We start from the raw sequence: 16,114 nt of genomic DNA, 5'->3' as shown, positions 1-16,114 counted from the left end.
GTCGAACCCTATGTTGATAGTGATCTCCCCGGCCAAGACCCTCGATTACGAGAGCGATATTCCGGACCTGGAAACCACGCAGCCGGATTTTCTCGATGACTCTGCCGAATTGATCGAAGAACTGCGGGCTCTGAGCCCCCAGGATATATCCAGCCTGATGAAAATTTCCGACAAACTGGGTGTGCTGAACTATGACCGCTTCCAGGACTGGAAGCGCCCGTTCACCGGGAAAAATGCCCGCCCGGCACTGCTGGCCTTCAAGGGCGATGTCTATACCGGGCTGGCAGCCGAGACCATGGGCAAGCGGGATTTCGCCTATGCCCAGAAGCACCTGCGCATGCTCTCTGGCCTTTACGGATTGTTGCGGCCCCTGGACCTGATGCAGCCCTACCGGCTGGAGATGGGCACCAAATTTGCGAATGCCCGCGGCAAGAATCTGTACGAATTCTGGGGTGAGACCCTTACCGAGGCCCTCAACGCGCAACTGAAAAGCCTGAAGAGCCGCGAGCTGGTGAACCTGGCTTCCAATGAATACTTCAAGGCGGTGAAACCGAAATCACTGGAAGCCGATATCATTACCCCGCATTTCAGGGACCTGAAAAACGGCCAGTACAAGATGATCAGCTTCTTTGCCAAGAAAGCCCGCGGCATGATGAGCCGCTGGGCCATCGACAATCGGGTGAAAAAAGCCGAGGAGCTGAAGGGCTTCGACAGCGGTGGCTACGCCTTCAATGCCTCTCTGTCCGAGGGCAACGACTGGGTCTTCACCCGCGACGAGGCACAGTGAGCGACGCCGGCCTGCCCGATGCACCGGCCTGCGCGCGCAACCGCGATCCTATCCTGGCCGCGCTGCGCCGGCTGCTGGCGGAAAGCCGCCAGCTGCTGGAAATCGGCAGCGGCACCGGCCAGCACGCCGTTTATTTTGCTCCCGAGTTTCCCCATCTAGACTGGCAGGCCTCGGACCTGGCGGGGAAGCTGACGGGTATTCGTCGCTGGCTGGAAGCCTGCCCGTCCGCCAACCTGCCGCCGCCGGTGGCGCTGGATGTAGAGGCTGAGTGGCCAGCGCTGACGGTCGATACCGTATTTACCGCCAACACCCTGCACATCCTGTCAGAGACTGCGGTGGAGTCCCTGTTTCGCGCCCTGCCGGATGTGCTCGCGCCCGGTGGCCGGCTGATTGCCTATGGGCCATTTCGCGATGGGGATGACTTCGGGGCGGAGAGCAACCGGGAATTTGATGCCTGGCTGCGCCAGCGGGATCCCGCCAGCGGTATTCGCGATCTCGACTGGCTCGATGCGCTGGCGCTCGCTGTGGGCATGGTCCGCAGCGAAACCATCGCCATGCCGGCAAACAACCGGTTGGTCGTCTGGCGGCGGTCCACGATACAAATGCAACAAGACACTGAAGAGTAACGGAGGGGAACTCAGATGCCCGAGTGGTTAGAGATTGGAGTGAGCGTAGCCTTCGCCATTGCGGCGGTATTTTTCTTTGGTAAATACCGCGAAAAAGCCGCAGCACTGCACGAGTGCGAGCGCATGAAGCTGCGCTTGTCCAACGACCTCAATCGCTACCGCGATGTTAAACGCCTGCGCACCCTGCGCGATGCCCTGGTGAGCAATGAGGTTCTGCCGGTGGATGACGACGGGCGCGAGCACCTGTTGCTGCGCGACGGCGACATGCGCCTGCACCATGTCGTGTTGCGGCGCCAGTGCAACGCCATCAGCGAGGGTGAAACCCCCACATATACCAGCGGGGGTGAAGAAGTGCCGGTGAAAGAGCTGGAGTAGCGGCCCGAACAGGCCCATGACCCTGTGCGCCCGCTCTTCGCCAGGGCTGGGGGTCAGGTCTCTGCCGTGGAGGTGAGCTTGTGCGGCGGGAAGTGCAACGCAAAGGTACTGCCCCGGCCCGGCCTGCTTTCCACACTCAATTCGCCGCTGTGGCGCAGCAGCACATGCTTGACGATGGCGAGCCCAAGGCCGGTGCCGCCACTCTCCCGGGAGCGCCCGGCGTCGACCCGGTAGAAGCGCTCGGTGAGGCGGGGAATATGGATGGGGTCGATGCCGATGCCGCTATCGCGCACCGAGAAGTGCCCTCCCCGCTCGTCCATCGACCAGCGCAGCTGGATATCGCCCCCGTCGGGGCTGTACTTGACCGCATTGAGTGCCAGGTTGGCGAAAGCACTGTGCAGCTCGCCGGCATCCCCTGTCAGCACAGCGTCCTGCGGACAATCCACCACGATATTGTGGCGGTCGGCGCTCAAGCTGCGTGCCTCACGCGCCACCCTCTCTACCAGCTCGCACACGGGCACCTGCTCCCGGCCCGTATCGCGCTCGGACGTTTCCAGCCGCGCCAGCAACAGAAGGTCGTTGACCAGTGAGGTCATGCGGGTGGTTTGCTCGCGCATCTGCGCCAGTGGTCGCTGCCAGGGTTTGGGGGCCTGACCGCTGCCCTCCAGGGTTTCCAGGTAGCCGGCAATCACGGTCAGCGGTGTGCGCAATTCGTGGGACACGTTGGCGACGAAATCCCGCCGCATCTGCTCGAGGTTATGCAGCCGGGTGACGTCCCGCACGATCACCAGCGCCTCGTCCCTGCCGTAGCGGGTGATTTCCAGCTGCAGGGTACGGGCATCGTTACCCGGCGCTGGCAATGTCAGCGGGCCCTGCATATTGGCATCATGCACGTAACGCACAAACGTGGGATCGCGCATGAAATTGATCAGCGGTTGCCCCGCGTCGTCGGCACGCAGCTTGAGGAGATCTCCTGCGGCGGGATTCCACCAGGCCAGGTTGCCGTCGTCCTCGAGCGCAACAATGCCCTCGCGCAGGGCACTGGTGCTGTCCTGCACCCGGCGGAGCATGGCGTGGAGTTTCTGCTTTTCCCGTCGGTGGCGGCGCTGCATGCGATAAAAGTCATCGCTGATCTCGCCCCAGATGCCGAAGCTAGTGGGTGCCGGCCCCTGCCGGCCATTGCTGAGCCAGCGGTCAAACCGGGTCTGCTGCAGCAGTATCCAGAGCAGGTAAATGGCCAGTGCCAGCGCCAGGCCGAGCAGCCACAGGCCTGTGGCAAAACCGAAGACGGTGAAGCCGAGGGCGATAACGAGGAAACGGGAGAATTCGCCGATACTGCGTTCCAGCATGGTGCCTTGCGGTCTCCGTGTGCAGGCGGGCGGCATTAAGTATCTGCCGTACCGAATTTTCATTCACGCTACAGCAGAAGCGCGCCGGACAGTGGTTCAAATCAGTCCGGGCAAGTTTGTCACACTTTTTCCGCGGTTTGCACGGAGAAGCGGTAGCCGGTCCCGCGCACTGTCTGGATGTAGCGGTCGTGGCCGCCTACGGCCAGTGCTTTGCGCAGCCGGCGGATGTGCACATCCACAGTGCGCTCTTCCACATACACGTTGCCACCCCAGACATGGTCGAGCAGTTGGGAGCGGCTATAGGCACGCTCCTGATGGGAAAGGAAAAAAGTCAGCAGGCGGAATTCTGTCGGGCCCATATCCACGGACTTACCGTTGATGGTGACGCGGTGGCTGATCGGGTCCAGCACCAGCTGGCCGGCGGTGAGGGGCTCTTCCGGCGTGGACGGGCCGGCGCGGCGCAGCACTGCTTTGAGGCGGGCCACCAGTTCCCGCGGGGAGAAGGGCTTGGTGATGTAGTCATCGGCACCGGTTTCCAGACCCTTGATCTTGTGGTCCTCTTCACCTTTGGCGGTGAGCATGATGATCGGCAGGGCCGAGGTGAGTTCATCGCGCTTCAGGCGCCGGGCCAGTTCCACCCCGGATACGTCGGGCAGCATCCAGTCCAACAGGATCAGGTCGGGTTTCTCGTCGATGATCAGGGCGTGCGCCTCCTGGGCATTCTCCGCCTCAAGGCAACGGTAATCGGCCATTTCCAGCGCTACCCGCAGCATGTCCCGCACTGCGGATTCATCGTCGACGATCAGGATAGTTTTGCTCTGCATCTGCCTGCCATGCCCTTTTTCGGTTGCGGCTATTTAACGGCATTTCCATTACAAATATATGACCGGCGCCAACTTATCCACACATTGCTGACCTATCGGTCATTACTGTGTTGCGGCTACACGGACAGGTAGTGCAGCGCGATGCCGGCAAAAACCGCCGCACCGACCCAGTTGTTATTCAGGAAGGCGCGGAAACAGGCATCACGCTCGCGATTGCGGATCAGCCACTGCTGGTAGCCAAACAGGCAGGCGGCAACTGCCAGGCCCAGGTAGTAGATAGTCCCGAGTTCGAAGCGCTGGCCGGCCAGCATCAGCGCGAACAGCACCATTAGCTGCAGCGCCGCCGTCATCGTCCGATCCATCTCGCCGAACAGTACTGCGGTGGATTTGACGCCGATTTTCAAATCGTCATCCCGGTCCACCATGGCGTAGAAGGTGTCGTAAGCCACCGTCCACAGCAGGTTGGCGGTGTACAGCAGCCAGGCCACCGCGGGCACTTCGCCGGTAGCCGCGGCAAACGCCATGGGGATGCCCATACTGAACGCAGCGCCCAACACCACCTGAGGCAAGTGGGTGTAGCGCTTGGCGAAGGGGTAGCAGAAGGCCAGTGCCACCGCCGGCAGGGACAGCAGTACGGTGAGCCGGTTGGTGGTGAGCACCAGCAGGAAAGCCAGTAGGCAGAGGCCGGTAAACAGCAGCAGTGCCCCACGGGGGGTCGCCCGACCGGTGGCGAGCGGTCGCGCAGCGGTGCGTTTCACATGGCCGTCGATGTGACGGTCGGCGTAATCGTTGATGGCGCAGCCGGCCGCGCGCATCAGTAGTACTCCGAGGGTAAAAACTGCAAACAGGTGCAGGCCCGGCCAGCCACCGGCTGCCAGCCACAGCGCCCACCAGGTGGGCCACAGCAGCAGCAGGGAACCGATGGGTCGGTCGAGGCGGGCCAGTTGCCAGTAGGGCAGCGCGGCGGGCCAGCGGCGGGAAAGGGCTTGGCTGATCACGTGGTTTTCTCCCTGGTTATCAGTTCCTGCGGGCGCGGCAGTGCGGTGTTCTCATCCGCAAACGCGGACAGGAAGGTCTCTGCCACCAGCAATGGCTTGTCGCGCAGCCAGAAAGTGGAGCGGCGGCCCCAGGCGCTGCCGCACTCGCCCTCCAGTAGCGCCAGCTCGCTGCGGGGATTGCGTTCGAGTCGGTTCAGGGTAATGGGGCCGCGGCGAATGCCCGCCTCGCTGAACAGCAATTCTCCCAGCGGCCGGCTGTCCAGGCTGCGCAGGTAGCGGGACTTGCCCTGCAGGCTGCGGATTGGCAGCACACTGCGGGCATAGACCCAGGGTCGGCCGCGTCCAAACAGCAGTACTTCGCGGATCAGCGCCCGCTGGCGATCCCGCAGTCCCAGGGTACGGCGCTCCTCCAGGGTGGGTTGCTGCCAGCTCTGGTCCAGAACCCGCACGGCGAAGTCGCCGCCGCTGAGGTGCTTCAGTGCCGCCGTCAGGGAGCCCGGGTGCAGCAGCCAGGGCAGCAGCTCCGCCGGCGGCGACTCATGCAGGGATTCCAGAGGCTGGGCTTGCCAGTCCGCAGCCGGTAGAAATGGAGAGTGATACAACGCGAACCCCGCAGCAGGATCAAAAGGCCAAAGCCGCCATTGTAACGGCTGGCGGCGGCGAGGTCAGGCGCTCCCGGCTGTACTCGGCGGCGGCGGCTCCTCTATGATGCGCACTACCAAAAGAGAATAACGGAAGCTTCCGGAGAAATAATTCCTATGGGCCTGACCACCAAGATTGTGCTGGCGATGCTGCTGGGCATTGTCGTCGGAGTACTGTTCAACTTTCTCGACTCGACCCAGATACTCGGCAGTGGCTTTACCAGCTTTATCAATAATTATCTGACCGGGGGCCTGTTCGATATCGTCGGCCGGATCTTTATCGCCTCGCTGAAACTGATGGTGGTGCCGCTGGTGCTGGTTTCTCTGATCTGCGGCGCCTGCGCCCTGTCCGAGGGCAGCCGGGTCGGGGTGCTGGCGGGCAAGACGCTGGCCCTGTACATGCTCACGACTGCTGCGGCGATCACCCTGGCGCTGTTCCTGGCCTTCGTATTCCAGCCCGGTGCCGGCATGGAGGGGCTGCAGGCGGATGCCACTTTCGAGCCCAAGCCGTCGCCGCCGCTGTCCGAGGTGCTGGTGGATATCTTCCCCACCAACCCGGTGGATGCCATGGCCAAGGGCAACATGTTGCAGATCATCGTATTCGCTCTGCTGATGGGCTACGCCATTTCCCGCTGCGGCGAACCGGGCCGGCGGATGGCCTCGTTCTTCAATGACCTCAATGATGTGATCATGCGTATGGTCGGGGTGCTGATGGTGTTTGCCCCCTACGGTGTCTTCGCGCTGTTGGCCAATAAGATTGCCCAGCTCGGTGTCGACGCCATCTTCCAGCTGGGAAAATACTTCCTGGTGGTACTGGGGGCGCTGGCACTGCACGGACTGGGATTCTACTCCCTGCTGCTGAAGCTGCTTTCCGGCCTCAACCCGCTGGAGCTGCTGAAGAAGATGCGCCCGGCCATGGTATTCGCATTCAGTACCGCCTCCTCTGCAGCCACCATTCCCGTCACCCTGTCCACCGTTGAGAAACGCCTGGGGGTGGATAACAAAGTGGCGGCCTTCACGGTACCGCTGGGTGCCACCATCAATATGGACGGCACCGCCATCATGCAGGGCGTGGCCACAGCCTTTATCGCGCAATTGTACGGGATCGATATCGGGCTGGCCGGGTACCTGACCGTGGTGCTTACCGCCACCCTGGCCTCTATCGGCACTGCCGGCGTGCCCGGCGTCGGCCTGATTATGCTGGCCATGGTATTGCAGCAGGTGGGGCTACCGCTGGAAGGCATTGCCATCGTGATGGGCGTTGACCGTTTGCTGGATATGGTGCGCACTGCAGTGAATATCACCGGCGACTCGGTGGTGAGCACCATCGTGGCGAAGAGTGAGGGCGCCTTTTCCGAGGAGGTCTTCTACGATCGCAACTATGACAGCGCCGCCAACGGCCGCCGTGTGGAGCAGTCCCCCGGCTGAGGGGGCTGATGCCTGAGTCCCCGGTGAAGAATCCCCGGTGAAGGGGTATCAACAACAAGGGTCGCAACAGCGACCCTTTTTCGTTTCTGCCTTAATCAGAAGTGGTGTCGCTCAGTCTCGAACCAGGTCCCGCAGTTCATCGGCCTCGAGATCGCCGTCGATTCGCGCCAGCACTTTGCCGGAGAGGGTCGAGAGCAGGTTCAGGATCGCCTGGTCGGTGGTGTCCTCCACCTGATTGCCGCCGCGCTGTACCCGGACCAGATACTTTTCCCGTAGTCTTAGGCGATCGATATCCAGGGATTCCTCCTGCAGCGTGCGCCCTCCTGCATCGATGAGACGATAGGTAAAGGTCCCCGACATTTCCATGTTGCCCTGCTCCAGGTCGACCCCACCCTCGCTGCGCATATCCCCCAGTTGCTTGACGACCGTAAGCCTGAAATCCGTTCCCAGGGAAAGCTGCCCGCGCCCCTCTACCAGCGGCACCTCCTCGTCGAGGAAGAATTGCCGCAACTCGCTACCCAGCGCCACCTGCAGGTGTTGGCGATAGCGCCGCAGCTTGGCCTCCTTGAGCGCTGTCAGGCTGCCGCCGTCACCGGCCTGGGCCAGGAGTAGCGTCAGGTTGGCACTGTTCACCGGCATTGGGATATTGAGATTGATGGAGGGTGACTGCAAAGAAACGCTCGGCGTTGGCGTATCGTCGCCCATACCGAGGAAGCCCTGTGCCTGGGCGGAAGTGGTCGAGACGAAAAGCAAGCCGGCCATGGCCAGCCTGCGGGCTGCGAACCTGATCACTGTACTCTCCCTGAAGTGTGGCTATTGTTATTCTGACCAGACCTCAACATTTGGTCGGACAGGTGACTAGGCTGCCACTGCGCGGACAAGGAAGCAAAAGCAATCCCTGACTGAAAAGTCTATGGAGCGTTGCGCCTCCTACTTTTTGCCGGCGACATTGCCGATGTCGCCGAGGGTTTCACGGTCGGGGATGCGGTCAGAGGCGCGCGATCTGCCGCAATTCGTCCGCCTCCAGCTGGTCTTCGATGCGGTCCAGCAACTGGTCCGCCATCTCCTCCAGCATGTCCTCGATGGCCTCGTCCGTGCTGTCTTCGATCTCACCGCTGCGGTGGTTGGTTCGCACCCGGTAGCGGTTCTCCAGGCGCAGGTCCCCAAGGTCTATGCGCTTTTCCTGCAGGGTTTCCCCGCTGACCGATGACAGCCAGTAGCGGAATTCACCACTGACCAGCAGCGTGCCCCGCTCTGTTTCATGGCGATCGGAATTCTTCAGGTCTGTCAGCTGCTTGCTGATACCCGCGTCGAAGTGCGTGTGCAACGTGAGAAAGCCGCCCTGCTGAACCAGGGGTACATCCTCGTCGCTCAGGTGCTCGCGCAGGCGCTCCGCCATGGCCTGTCGGAGGTGCGCGGAAAATCGGGCCGCGGCCTCATTTTTCAGTTGGCTGAGGCCGCCGCTGCCGGCCTGGGCCAGCAACAGGGCCAGGTCATTGCCGCTGACCGGGGTGGGGACATCCAGTCGGATTTGGCTGCTGGTAAGGGTGACACTGGGGGTTTGTCCGTCGTCACTGAAAAAACCGTCCTGCGCACTGAGCTGCGCGCTGGACAGCAACAATGCCGCTGAGCCCAGCATTGCGAGCAGTGTCCGCAGGGGACCGGACCTCGCGCGATCGCTCCGTGAGTCTTCCATGGTGGTCTCCGTTCTCTCTCGATTTTGCCTGCGGCTGGGACCGCTTATTGTTATGTGGCTTATCGGTCAGGCTGCCACCACCGGCGGTCGAGCGCAAAAATATTGGTGACCACAACAGGAGTTTTGGTATCGGGAAGTGTCCGGCCGGTCAGGCCTCGGCGAAGCGGGGCTTGTTCTGCAGCCAGCGGGCCACCAGCTGCTGCCGCAAAGATTGCGGCAGGTCGGGTGAGGCGGCGATGCGCTGCACCTGCGGTAGCAGGTGCGCATCCCGCTGCAGATCGGCGATGCGGTGCTGGATTTCGCCGGTCTGGCGTGTGCCGAGAATCTCGCCCGGCCCGCGCAGGCGCAGGTCTTCCTCGGCGATGGCAAAGCCGTCACTGTGCTGGCGCAGGGCCTGCAGGCGGGCCTTGCCCCCGCGGGAGAGCGGTGTGCCGTAGAGCAGAACACAGTGGCTGGCCACCGAGCCCCGGCCGACCCGGCCGCGCAGCTGGTGCAGTTGGGCCAGTCCCAGCCGTTCCGGATTCTCGATGATCATGAGACTCGCATTGGGCACATCGACGCCCACCTCGATGACCGTCGTGGCTACCAGCAGGTCCACCTCGCCGGCCTTGAAGGCGCTCATCACGCGCTCTTTTTCGTCCGGCTTGAGGCGCCCGTGCACCAGGGCGACACGGCTGCTCGGCAGTGCGGCGGCCAGTTCCTCGGCTGTGGATTCAGCGGCCTGGGCCTGCAGGGTCTCCGATTCCTCGATCAGGGTGCAGACCCAGTAGGCCTGGCGGCCCTGGGCCACGGCATTGTGAACCCGCTCCACCACCTCGCCGCGGCGCTCGTTGGAGATCGCCACCGTATTGATGGGCTGGCGGCCCGGTGGCAACTCATCGATCACCGAACAGTCCAGGTCGGCGAAAGCGGACATGGCCAGGGTGCGCGGGATCGGGGTGGCGGTCATGATCAGCTGGTGGGGCTGTACGCGCACGGAGCCGGCGGCGCCGGCGCCCTTTTCTCGCAGCTCCAGCCGCTGGCGTACGCCGAAACGGTGCTGTTCGTCGATGACCACCAGCCCCAGGTGATGGAAGACCACGTCGGCCTGGAACAGTGCGTGAGTACCCACTACCAGTTGTGCGTCGCCGCTGGCGATGGCGCCGAGCTGTTCGCGTCGCTCTGCCGCCTTGAGACTACCGGTGAGCCAGGCCACCCGGATACCCAGGGGCTCCAGCCAGCCATTGAAATTGCGCCGATGCTGCTCGGCGAGAATTTCCGTCGGTGCCATTACCGCTACCTGGGTGCCAGAGCCGATCGCGCGCAGAGCAGCCATCGCCGCCACCAGAGTCTTTCCCGCCCCTACATCCCCCTGCAGCAAGCGCATCATCGGGCGGCTGCCCGCCAGGTCCGTGGCGATTTCGGCGCAGACCCTCTGCTGGGCGCCGGTCAGGGAGAATGGCAGGCGGCCGAGAAAATCCCGCTCCAGGCCCGCGTCGCCGGGCAGTGCCGGTGCCCGGATGTGATCGCTGTCCCGGCGCAGTGCCAGCAGACTCAGGTGATGTGCGAGCAGCTCCTCGAGAGCCAGGCGCTGCTGCGCCGGATGCTGGCCTTCCGCCAATTGGGCCAGGTCTGTGCCCGCTGGCGGACTGTGCAGGTAGCGCAACGCCCCGGCGAGAGGATATTGCATGGTGTGCGGCAGCAAGCCGGCTGGCAGCAGCTCGGTGACGCCGCCCTCGGACAGCATGTCCAGTGCCTGCTGCACCAGGCCCCTCAGGCGAGCCTGGCTGACGCCTTCCGTCAGCGGGTAGATGGGGGTGAGGGTGTCCTCCGTCGGCGAGGTGTCAGCCCCCAGTATTTCCGTTTCCGGATGCACCAGTTCCAAACCGGCTGAGCCCCGGCGGGCCTCACCGAAGCAGCGCAGTCGCGTGCCCCGGGCAAAGCGGTTCTTCTGCGCGGCGGAAAAGTGGAAAAAGCGCAGGGTGAGGGTGCCGCTGCCATCCTGGAGCCGCACCAGCAGGCTGCGCCGGCGCCCGAAGACCACGTCGGCGGCGCGCACCTCGCCCTCGATCACCGCATCCAGTCCCGGTGTCAGTGCGGCGATGGGGGTGACGCGGGTGCGGTCCTGGTAACGCAGGGGCAGGTGAAAAAGCAGATCCTGCACGGACGAGATATGCAGTTTTGCCAGCACCTGGGCGAATTTTTCCCCGACGCCCTTGAGGGTTGTGACGGGAAGCGCAGCGAGATCCGTCACCGCTCCCCCAGTTGGCACTGGCTGATGGCATCGCGCAGGATGTCGATGGCCCGGTGGCGGGGGAAACTGGCGCGCCAGGCGAGAGCCACGGTGCGCTGCGGTGCGGGCGCCGAGAAGGGGCGGGTCTCCAGCAGGCCGCTGGCGTACTGGGAGGCGGTGGCGGCGGACAGTGGCAGCACGGTAATGCCCAGTCCGGAGGCAACCATATGGCGCAGGGTCTCCAGGGAGCTGCCGTCGGCCGCAGTGCGGATACGCCCGCTGCCGGACTCTTTCTCGATCGAGTGCTGCAACTGCGGGCAGGCTTCCAGCACCTGGTCGCGGAAGCAGTGCCCCTCCCCCAGCAGCAGCACGTTGTCCTCGGATAACTGATCCGGCGAAATGCTGTCCTGCTTCGCCAGCGGGTGGCCAGCGGGCATCAGGACAACGAAAGGCTCGTCGTAGAGCGGCTGCGTGACCACATCCGGCTCGGTGAATGGCAGCGCGATGATGATGGCGTCCAGTTCCCCCTTGCGCAGGCGCTGGCGCAGGGTCGCGGTATATCCCTCCTCGACATAGAGGTGCATCTCCGGTGCCATTCGCTGCAGCTGCGGAATGAAGTGGGGAAACAGGTAGGGCCCGATGGTAAAAATTGCACCCACAGAGAGGGGGCTGGAGAGCTGGTCCTTGCCGGCGCTGGCAATGTCCTTGATGGCCGAGGCCTGCTCCAGCACCAGCTGGGCCTGGGCGACGATACGCTCACCCAGCGGAGTGGCCTGCACCCGGGTCTTGGAGCGCTCGAACAGGGCTACGTCCAGCTCCTTCTCCAGTTTCTTTACCGCGATGGAGAGGGTCGGCTGGCTGACGAAGCAGCGCTCGGCAGCGCGGCCGAAATGCTGTTCCTGAGCCAGGGTGACGATGTAGCGCAGTTCGTTGAGCGTCATAAGGGAAGCAATCAGCAGTTAAGTGGCCATAGCTATTATTCATAAATAATGGCCGGCGGCCAACGACAAGTCTGACCGGCGATACGTCAATGGTTTGTTAGTAAAAATTGCTATTTGTGGACCTTTATCAGCGAACACGGCGCAAAATTTTGCTATATGTGTAGGAACAAAGTGAGCGGAGCAATCCCATGGGCATTTTCTCCTGGATTATTCTCGGACTGATCGCCGGTGCGTTGGCAAAGTGGATCATGCCTGGCCCTGATCCGGGCGGCTGGGTCGTGACAATCGTCATCGGCATTGTCGGTGCCTTTATTGGCGGTTGGCTCGGTTCCCTGGTCGGTATTGGTGGTCCCGTGACCGGTTTCGGTTTCGGTGACATTGTCACGGCGACCATTGGTGCGCTGATTTTTCTGTTTGTCTTTCGCGCTCTTCGCCGTCGGGGCAGCTGAGGGCGCGTCTCCCGGAGCGCGGCACCGCAAGGAGAGCGGTCGGTCGTGAGTGCCCGGGAGTGGAAACCACAAGCCTTGCCCGGTGCTGCATGCGCGGTGCCGGGCAAGGTTGTTTTGTTGAGGGGATTGCGGCAAGTGGGGGGTGCGGTTTGACTCGCAACTTGGCGCGGACTGTTTATGCCAAAAGAAAAACTCTGGATATTCGGTTGTGGAGACCTGGGGGCTCGGCTGGCCCTGCAGCTGGATAAAAAATCCTATACCGTTTACGGCGTGCGCCGGAATCCACTGGTGGCTCTGGCGCGCAAACGCCGGGCCGATGTGGTCAATTGGCGCCGCGGTGACGCCACGCGCGAGGAAGACATCTCCCGCCTGCTGGCGGACGGGGCCGATATCGTACTCGCCACTTTCACACCGGATGAATACACCGAGAGTGGCTATCGTCGCGCCTACCTGGATACCGCCACTGCATTGGCGGCAGCTCTGCCCCGGCTGGAAAAGCCGCCGCGGCTGGTGATCTGGGTCTCCTCTTCGCGGGTCTACGGCCAGGGCGGGGACCAGTGGATTGATGAGGAGACTCCCGCGGTGCCAAACGGCTTTCAGGGCAATACCCTGCTGGCGGCGGAGGAGGTGATCTCCAGCGCCTTGCCCCAGGCGGTAGTGCTGCGTTTTGCGGGAATTTATGGCCCGGGTCGCGATCGTCTGCTGTCACAGGTTCGCGCGGGCCGTTGCGCGCCACCGGAACCGCCGCAATACAGCAACCGCATCCATGTCGATGACTGCACGGGATTCATCGCCCACCTGATCGAGCGCCACAAGGCGGGCTGGGCGCCAGACCGGGTCTATATCGGTACGGACAATGAGCCGGTGCCCATGCACGACCTGCAGAAATGGCTGGCACGCTCCATGGGGTATACCGGGGCGCATCTGCGCGAGTACGTCACTACCAGCCAGCGTCGGTCAAAGAAGCTCCGCAACCGGCGCATGCTCGCCACCGGTTATACGCTCAAATACCCCGATTACCGGGCCGGCTATAGTGCTTTGCTGGACCTGGACTAGCGGGCCAGATGGCGACTTCCCTAACCGGATTTGCCCCATGGCCTGCTAACCCCCTGCCGCGACCTCCGTTCTGGTCGGTCAGATCACCATCACCCCTTCCGCTTCGAACAGTGCTCCCTTCGGCAGCTCTTTGACGCCGACGGCGGCACGTGCGGGATAGGGCTGTTCGAAGAACTCCGCCATTACCTCGTTCACGGCCGCAAAGTCACTGAGATCGGTGAGATAGAGATTCAGTTTGACGATGTGGCCGAGGCTGCCATTGGCTGCTTCGCAGACTGCGCGCAAATTGCGGAACACCTGCCGCGCCTGCTCGGTGAAATCGGCGCTGACAATCTCCATGCTCTGTGGATCCAGCGGGATCTGGCCGGAGAGGTACACGGTATGGTCCACCTTGACGGCCTGGGAATAGCTGCCGATGGCGGCGGGCGCCTTGTCAGTTTTTATTACGGCGCGATTGGTCATGGGTAACTCCACCACTTGCTGAAAAAGAAAGCGGGCAAATATAGCGCGCCTGTCGGGGGAATGGGAGCGTGGCCGGGGCGGGGCTAAACAGAAAGCGAGACTTTTGTCACAAGGCTGCCGGATGACTGGCTGCCATCACAAAATCAGCCGGGTCGCGCGATACGAATCACCGCCGGCAGGTTGCGCAGCCGTTTCATCACCCGTGCCAGTTGCACGCGGTTGCTCACTTCCAGGGTGAGGGAGATGACACTGTTGCGTGCGTCTTTCTCGTCCACGTGAATCTGCTCGATACTGGCGCCCTCTTCCGTGATCCGCGTCGCCAAGCGCGCAATGATGCCGCGCTCGGACTCCACCTCGACCCTGACATCGCCGAGGAACTCGCCTTTCACATCCGGCGACCAGTTGACCGCCATGATGTTTTCCGGATGCTCGCGGAAATCCGCGGTATTGCGGCAGGACTCCCGGTGCACGACCACCCCTTTGCCGGAGCTGATATGGCCGATGATGGTGTCGCCGGGGATCGGCCGGCAGCAACGGGCAAAGCTGATCAGCATGCCCTCCTGCTCGTCGATGGTGAGCGGGGAGGAAATGTTGCTTGCGCCCGCCTCCTCCTTGTCGGGTGGCGCAAGCAGTTTGGCCGCGGAAAACGCCACCTTGTTGCCGAGGCCGATCTCCTCGAGCAGGTTCTCCAGCGAGAGACATTTGGCCTCGCGCACGCCGCGCTCAATCTGCTCTTCGCTCAGTTCGTCCAGCGCGGTGTCGAACTTGCCCAGTGCCTTTTCCAGCAGCCGGCGGCCCAGGGCCACGGAATCGTGGTGGCGCTGGTGCTTGAGGAAGTGGCGAATGGCACTGCGCGCCTTCGCGGTAACGACGAAGTTGAGCCAGTTGGGATTGGGCTGCGCCTTCTTGTTGGTGAGGACCTCCACCTTCTGACCGCTCTGCAGCGGCTGCGACAATGGTGCGAGGCGCTGGTTGATGCGCACCGCAACGCAGGTGTTGCCGATGTCCGTGTGCACCATGTAGGCAAAATCGACCGCGGTAGCACCTGCGGGGAGATCGATAATCTCTCCCTTGGGCGTGAACACGTAGACCTCGTCGGGGAAGAGGTCGATCTTCACGTTCTCAATGAATTCCAGCGAGTCGCCGGCGCGCTGCTGCATTTCCAGCAGGCCCTGCACCCAGCGCCGTGCGCGCACCTGGCTGGTGCCGCCGGTATTGATCACCTCGTCGCCGGAAGCCTTGTACAGCCAGTGGGCGGCAATACCGCTATTGGCCATCTCGTCCATTTCCTTGGTACGGATCTGCACCTCGATCGGCACGCCGTGCATACCCAGCAATACCGTGTGCAGCGACTGGTAGCCGTTCGACTTGGGAATGGCGATGTAGTCCTTGAACTCGGAGATCACCGGCTTGTAGAGGTTGTGCATCACACCCAGCGCGCGGTAGCTGGTGTCGACGCTGTCGACGATGATACGGAAGGCGTAGACGTCCATGATTTCCTTGAACGACTTCTTCTTCGCGCGCATCTTCTGGTAGATGCTGAACAGGTGCTTCTCGCGGCCGATCACCAGTGCGTCGATGCCCTCCCGCTGCAGGCGCACCTCGATGGCGTTCTGAATCTTCTCCAGCAGCTCCTTGCGGTTGCCGCGCGCCGCGACCAGTGCCGCACGCAGGCGGCTGGCCCGCAGAGGATAGATGGCAAAGAAGGCGCGGTCCTCGAATTCGATGCGCACATCGTTCATGCCCAGGCGGTGAGCGATAGGTGCGTAGATCTCCAGGGTTTCGCGGGCGATGCGCACACGCTTCTGTGGTTTCAGTGCGCCCAGGGTGCGCATGTTGTGCAGCCGATCGGCCAGCTTGACCAGGATGACGCGGATATCCCGCGCCATGGCCAGGGCCATTTTCTGGAAGTTTTCCGCCTGCTTTTCCGCCGGGCTGTCGGTCTCGAACTGGGTCAGCTTGGAGACGCCGTCCACCAGATCCGCCACTTCCCCGCCGAACTGCTCCGCCAGCGCCGCCTTGGGGATACCGGTGTCCTCGATCACGTCGTGAAGCATGGCGGCAGCCAGGCTCTGGTGATCCATATGCATGCTGGCGAGGATGGTGGCTACCGCCAGCGGATGGGTAATGTACGGTTCGCCGGAGCGGCGCTGCTGCCCGTCGTGGGCCTGTTCTGCGTAGAAGTAGGCGCGGCGGACAATCTGGATCTGGTCGGGGGGGAGATACGAGGAGAGGCGGTGGGCCAGACTGTCGATGGTATGCAAAGCCGC

General features: G+C 62.8%; 16 protein-coding genes. 6 read left to right on the top strand and 10 right to left on the bottom strand.

Translation table 11 applies throughout. From position 1 onward, the window contains the following. Positions 1-10: 10 nt before the first annotated feature. Genes yaaA through AWR36_RS09110 form a run of 3 tightly spaced genes read left to right on the top strand, consistent with a single transcriptional unit; the run spans position 11 to position 1,788 of the window. The gene (gene yaaA, locus AWR36_RS09120; protein ID WP_067083886.1) at positions 11-787 is read left to right on the top strand and encodes a peroxide stress protein YaaA; all 777 of its coding nucleotides are present in this window, start codon (positions 11-13) and stop codon (positions 785-787) included. Continuing rightward, positions 784-1,413, top strand: a complete 630-nt coding sequence (locus AWR36_RS09115) for a DUF938 domain-containing protein (RefSeq protein ID WP_067083885.1) — start codon at positions 784-786, stop codon at positions 1,411-1,413. Before yaaA ends, AWR36_RS09115 begins: the two co-directional genes overlap by 4 nt. Positions 1,414-1,452: 39 nt before the next feature. Next, positions 1,453-1,788, top strand: coding sequence for a hypothetical protein (locus tag AWR36_RS09110; protein ID WP_231745289.1), 336 nt, complete (start codon positions 1,453-1,455; stop codon positions 1,786-1,788). Positions 1,789-1,841: 53 nt separating this feature from the next. On the opposite strand, the gene phoR is transcribed toward AWR36_RS09110, so the two are convergent. The 4 genes from phoR to AWR36_RS09090 all read right to left on the bottom strand — a co-directional run bounded on the left by phoR (position 1,842) and on the right by AWR36_RS09090 (position 5,561). Further along, positions 1,842-3,137, bottom strand: coding sequence for a phosphate regulon sensor histidine kinase PhoR (phoR, locus tag AWR36_RS09105; protein WP_067083881.1), 1,296 nt, complete (start codon positions 3,135-3,137; stop codon positions 1,842-1,844). Positions 3,138-3,256: 119 nt separating this feature from the next. After that, positions 3,257-3,961, bottom strand: coding sequence for a phosphate regulon transcriptional regulator PhoB (phoB, locus tag AWR36_RS09100; RefSeq protein ID WP_067083879.1), 705 nt, complete (start codon positions 3,959-3,961; stop codon positions 3,257-3,259). Between the two features lie 116 nt (positions 3,962-4,077). Next, positions 4,078-4,959, bottom strand: coding sequence for a 4-hydroxybenzoate octaprenyltransferase (gene ubiA / locus AWR36_RS09095; RefSeq protein WP_096866629.1), 882 nt, complete (start codon positions 4,957-4,959; stop codon positions 4,078-4,080). Beyond that, positions 4,956-5,561, bottom strand: a complete 606-nt coding sequence (locus AWR36_RS09090) for a chorismate--pyruvate lyase family protein (RefSeq protein WP_067083878.1) — start codon at positions 5,559-5,561, stop codon at positions 4,956-4,958. The genes ubiA and AWR36_RS09090 overlap by 4 nt, the downstream gene beginning before the upstream one ends. Positions 5,562-5,717: 156 nt before the next feature. On the opposite strand from AWR36_RS09090, the gene AWR36_RS09085 reads away from it, so the two are divergent. Further along, the gene (locus AWR36_RS09085; protein ID WP_067083876.1) at positions 5,718-7,028 is read left to right on the top strand and encodes a dicarboxylate/amino acid:cation symporter; all 1,311 of its coding nucleotides are present in this window, start codon (positions 5,718-5,720) and stop codon (positions 7,026-7,028) included. Positions 7,029-7,139: 111 nt separating this feature from the next. Here AWR36_RS09085 and AWR36_RS09080 read toward each other — a convergent pair whose 3' ends face one another. From AWR36_RS09080 to AWR36_RS09065, 4 genes are all read right to left on the bottom strand, one after another. Continuing rightward, a complete protein-coding gene (locus AWR36_RS09080) occupies positions 7,140-7,820 on the bottom strand; it encodes a hypothetical protein (protein WP_067083875.1) in 681 nt (226 codons plus the stop codon). Between the two features lie 196 nt (positions 7,821-8,016). Beyond that, the gene (locus AWR36_RS09075; protein WP_067083874.1) at positions 8,017-8,724 is read right to left on the bottom strand and encodes a hypothetical protein; all 708 of its coding nucleotides are present in this window, start codon (positions 8,722-8,724) and stop codon (positions 8,017-8,019) included. Positions 8,725-8,872: 148 nt separating this feature from the next. Continuing rightward, positions 8,873-10,957, bottom strand: a complete 2,085-nt coding sequence (recG, locus tag AWR36_RS09070; protein WP_197409250.1) for an ATP-dependent DNA helicase RecG — start codon at positions 10,955-10,957, stop codon at positions 8,873-8,875. Then, positions 10,954-11,877, bottom strand: coding sequence for a hydrogen peroxide-inducible genes activator (locus AWR36_RS09065; protein ID WP_067083872.1), 924 nt, complete (start codon positions 11,875-11,877; stop codon positions 10,954-10,956). Before AWR36_RS09065 ends, recG begins: the two co-directional genes overlap by 4 nt. Positions 11,878-12,065: 188 nt before the next feature. Here AWR36_RS09065 and AWR36_RS09060 point away from each other — a divergent pair, with 188 nt between their 5' ends. Next, positions 12,066-12,326, top strand: a complete 261-nt coding sequence (locus AWR36_RS09060) for a GlsB/YeaQ/YmgE family stress response membrane protein (protein ID WP_067083871.1) — start codon at positions 12,066-12,068, stop codon at positions 12,324-12,326. A gap of 177 nt (positions 12,327-12,503) precedes the next feature. Next, positions 12,504-13,382 carry a sugar nucleotide-binding protein gene (locus AWR36_RS09055; protein WP_067083870.1) on the top strand — a complete coding sequence of 293 codons (879 nt, stop codon included), beginning with the start codon at positions 12,504-12,506 and terminating at the stop codon, positions 13,380-13,382. Positions 13,383-13,460: 78 nt separating this feature from the next. Here AWR36_RS09055 and AWR36_RS09050 read toward each other — a convergent pair whose 3' ends face one another. Both AWR36_RS09050 and spoT read right to left on the bottom strand, forming a co-directional pair. Further along, entirely contained in the window at positions 13,461-13,844 is a 384-nt protein-coding gene (locus AWR36_RS09050; protein ID WP_067083868.1) for a RidA family protein, read from the bottom strand. A 143-nt stretch (positions 13,845-13,987) separates the two neighbouring features. Beyond that, on the bottom strand, positions 13,988-16,108 hold the full coding sequence (gene spoT, locus AWR36_RS09045; protein WP_067083867.1) for a bifunctional GTP diphosphokinase/guanosine-3',5'-bis pyrophosphate 3'-pyrophosphohydrolase: 2,121 nt from the start codon (positions 16,106-16,108) through the stop codon (positions 13,988-13,990). Positions 16,109-16,114 lie beyond the last annotated feature (6 nt).

This window comes from Microbulbifer flavimaris, assembly GCF_001641755.2.
Taxonomy (GTDB): Bacteria; Pseudomonadota; Gammaproteobacteria; order Pseudomonadales; family Cellvibrionaceae; genus Microbulbifer; species Microbulbifer flavimaris.
The sequence above is the reverse complement of the archived record's forward strand: the minus strand, read 5'-3'. Positions and strand labels throughout refer to the sequence as shown.

Coding starts and splice junctions, on each gene's coding strand:
- AWR36_RS09050 (WP_067083868.1), bottom strand. CDS start 13,844: ATGACCAATCGCGCCGTAATAAAAACTGACAAGGCGCCCGCCGCCATC.
- AWR36_RS09055 (WP_067083870.1), top strand. CDS start 12,504: ATGCCAAAAGAAAAACTCTGGATATTCGGTTGTGGAGACCTGGGGGCT.
- yaaA (WP_067083886.1), top strand. CDS start 11: ATGTTGATAGTGATCTCCCCGGCCAAGACCCTCGATTACGAGAGCGAT.
- AWR36_RS09065 (WP_067083872.1), bottom strand. CDS start 11,877: ATGACGCTCAACGAACTGCGCTACATCGTCACCCTGGCTCAGGAACAG.
- AWR36_RS09085 (WP_067083876.1), top strand. CDS start 5,718: ATGGGCCTGACCACCAAGATTGTGCTGGCGATGCTGCTGGGCATTGTC.
- AWR36_RS09060 (WP_067083871.1), top strand. CDS start 12,066: ATGGGCATTTTCTCCTGGATTATTCTCGGACTGATCGCCGGTGCGTTG.
- phoB (WP_067083879.1), bottom strand. CDS start 3,961: ATGCAGAGCAAAACTATCCTGATCGTCGACGATGAATCCGCAGTGCGG.
- phoR (WP_067083881.1), bottom strand. CDS start 3,137: ATGCTGGAACGCAGTATCGGCGAATTCTCCCGTTTCCTCGTTATCGCC.
- AWR36_RS09075 (WP_067083874.1), bottom strand. CDS start 8,724: ATGGAAGACTCACGGAGCGATCGCGCGAGGTCCGGTCCCCTGCGGACA.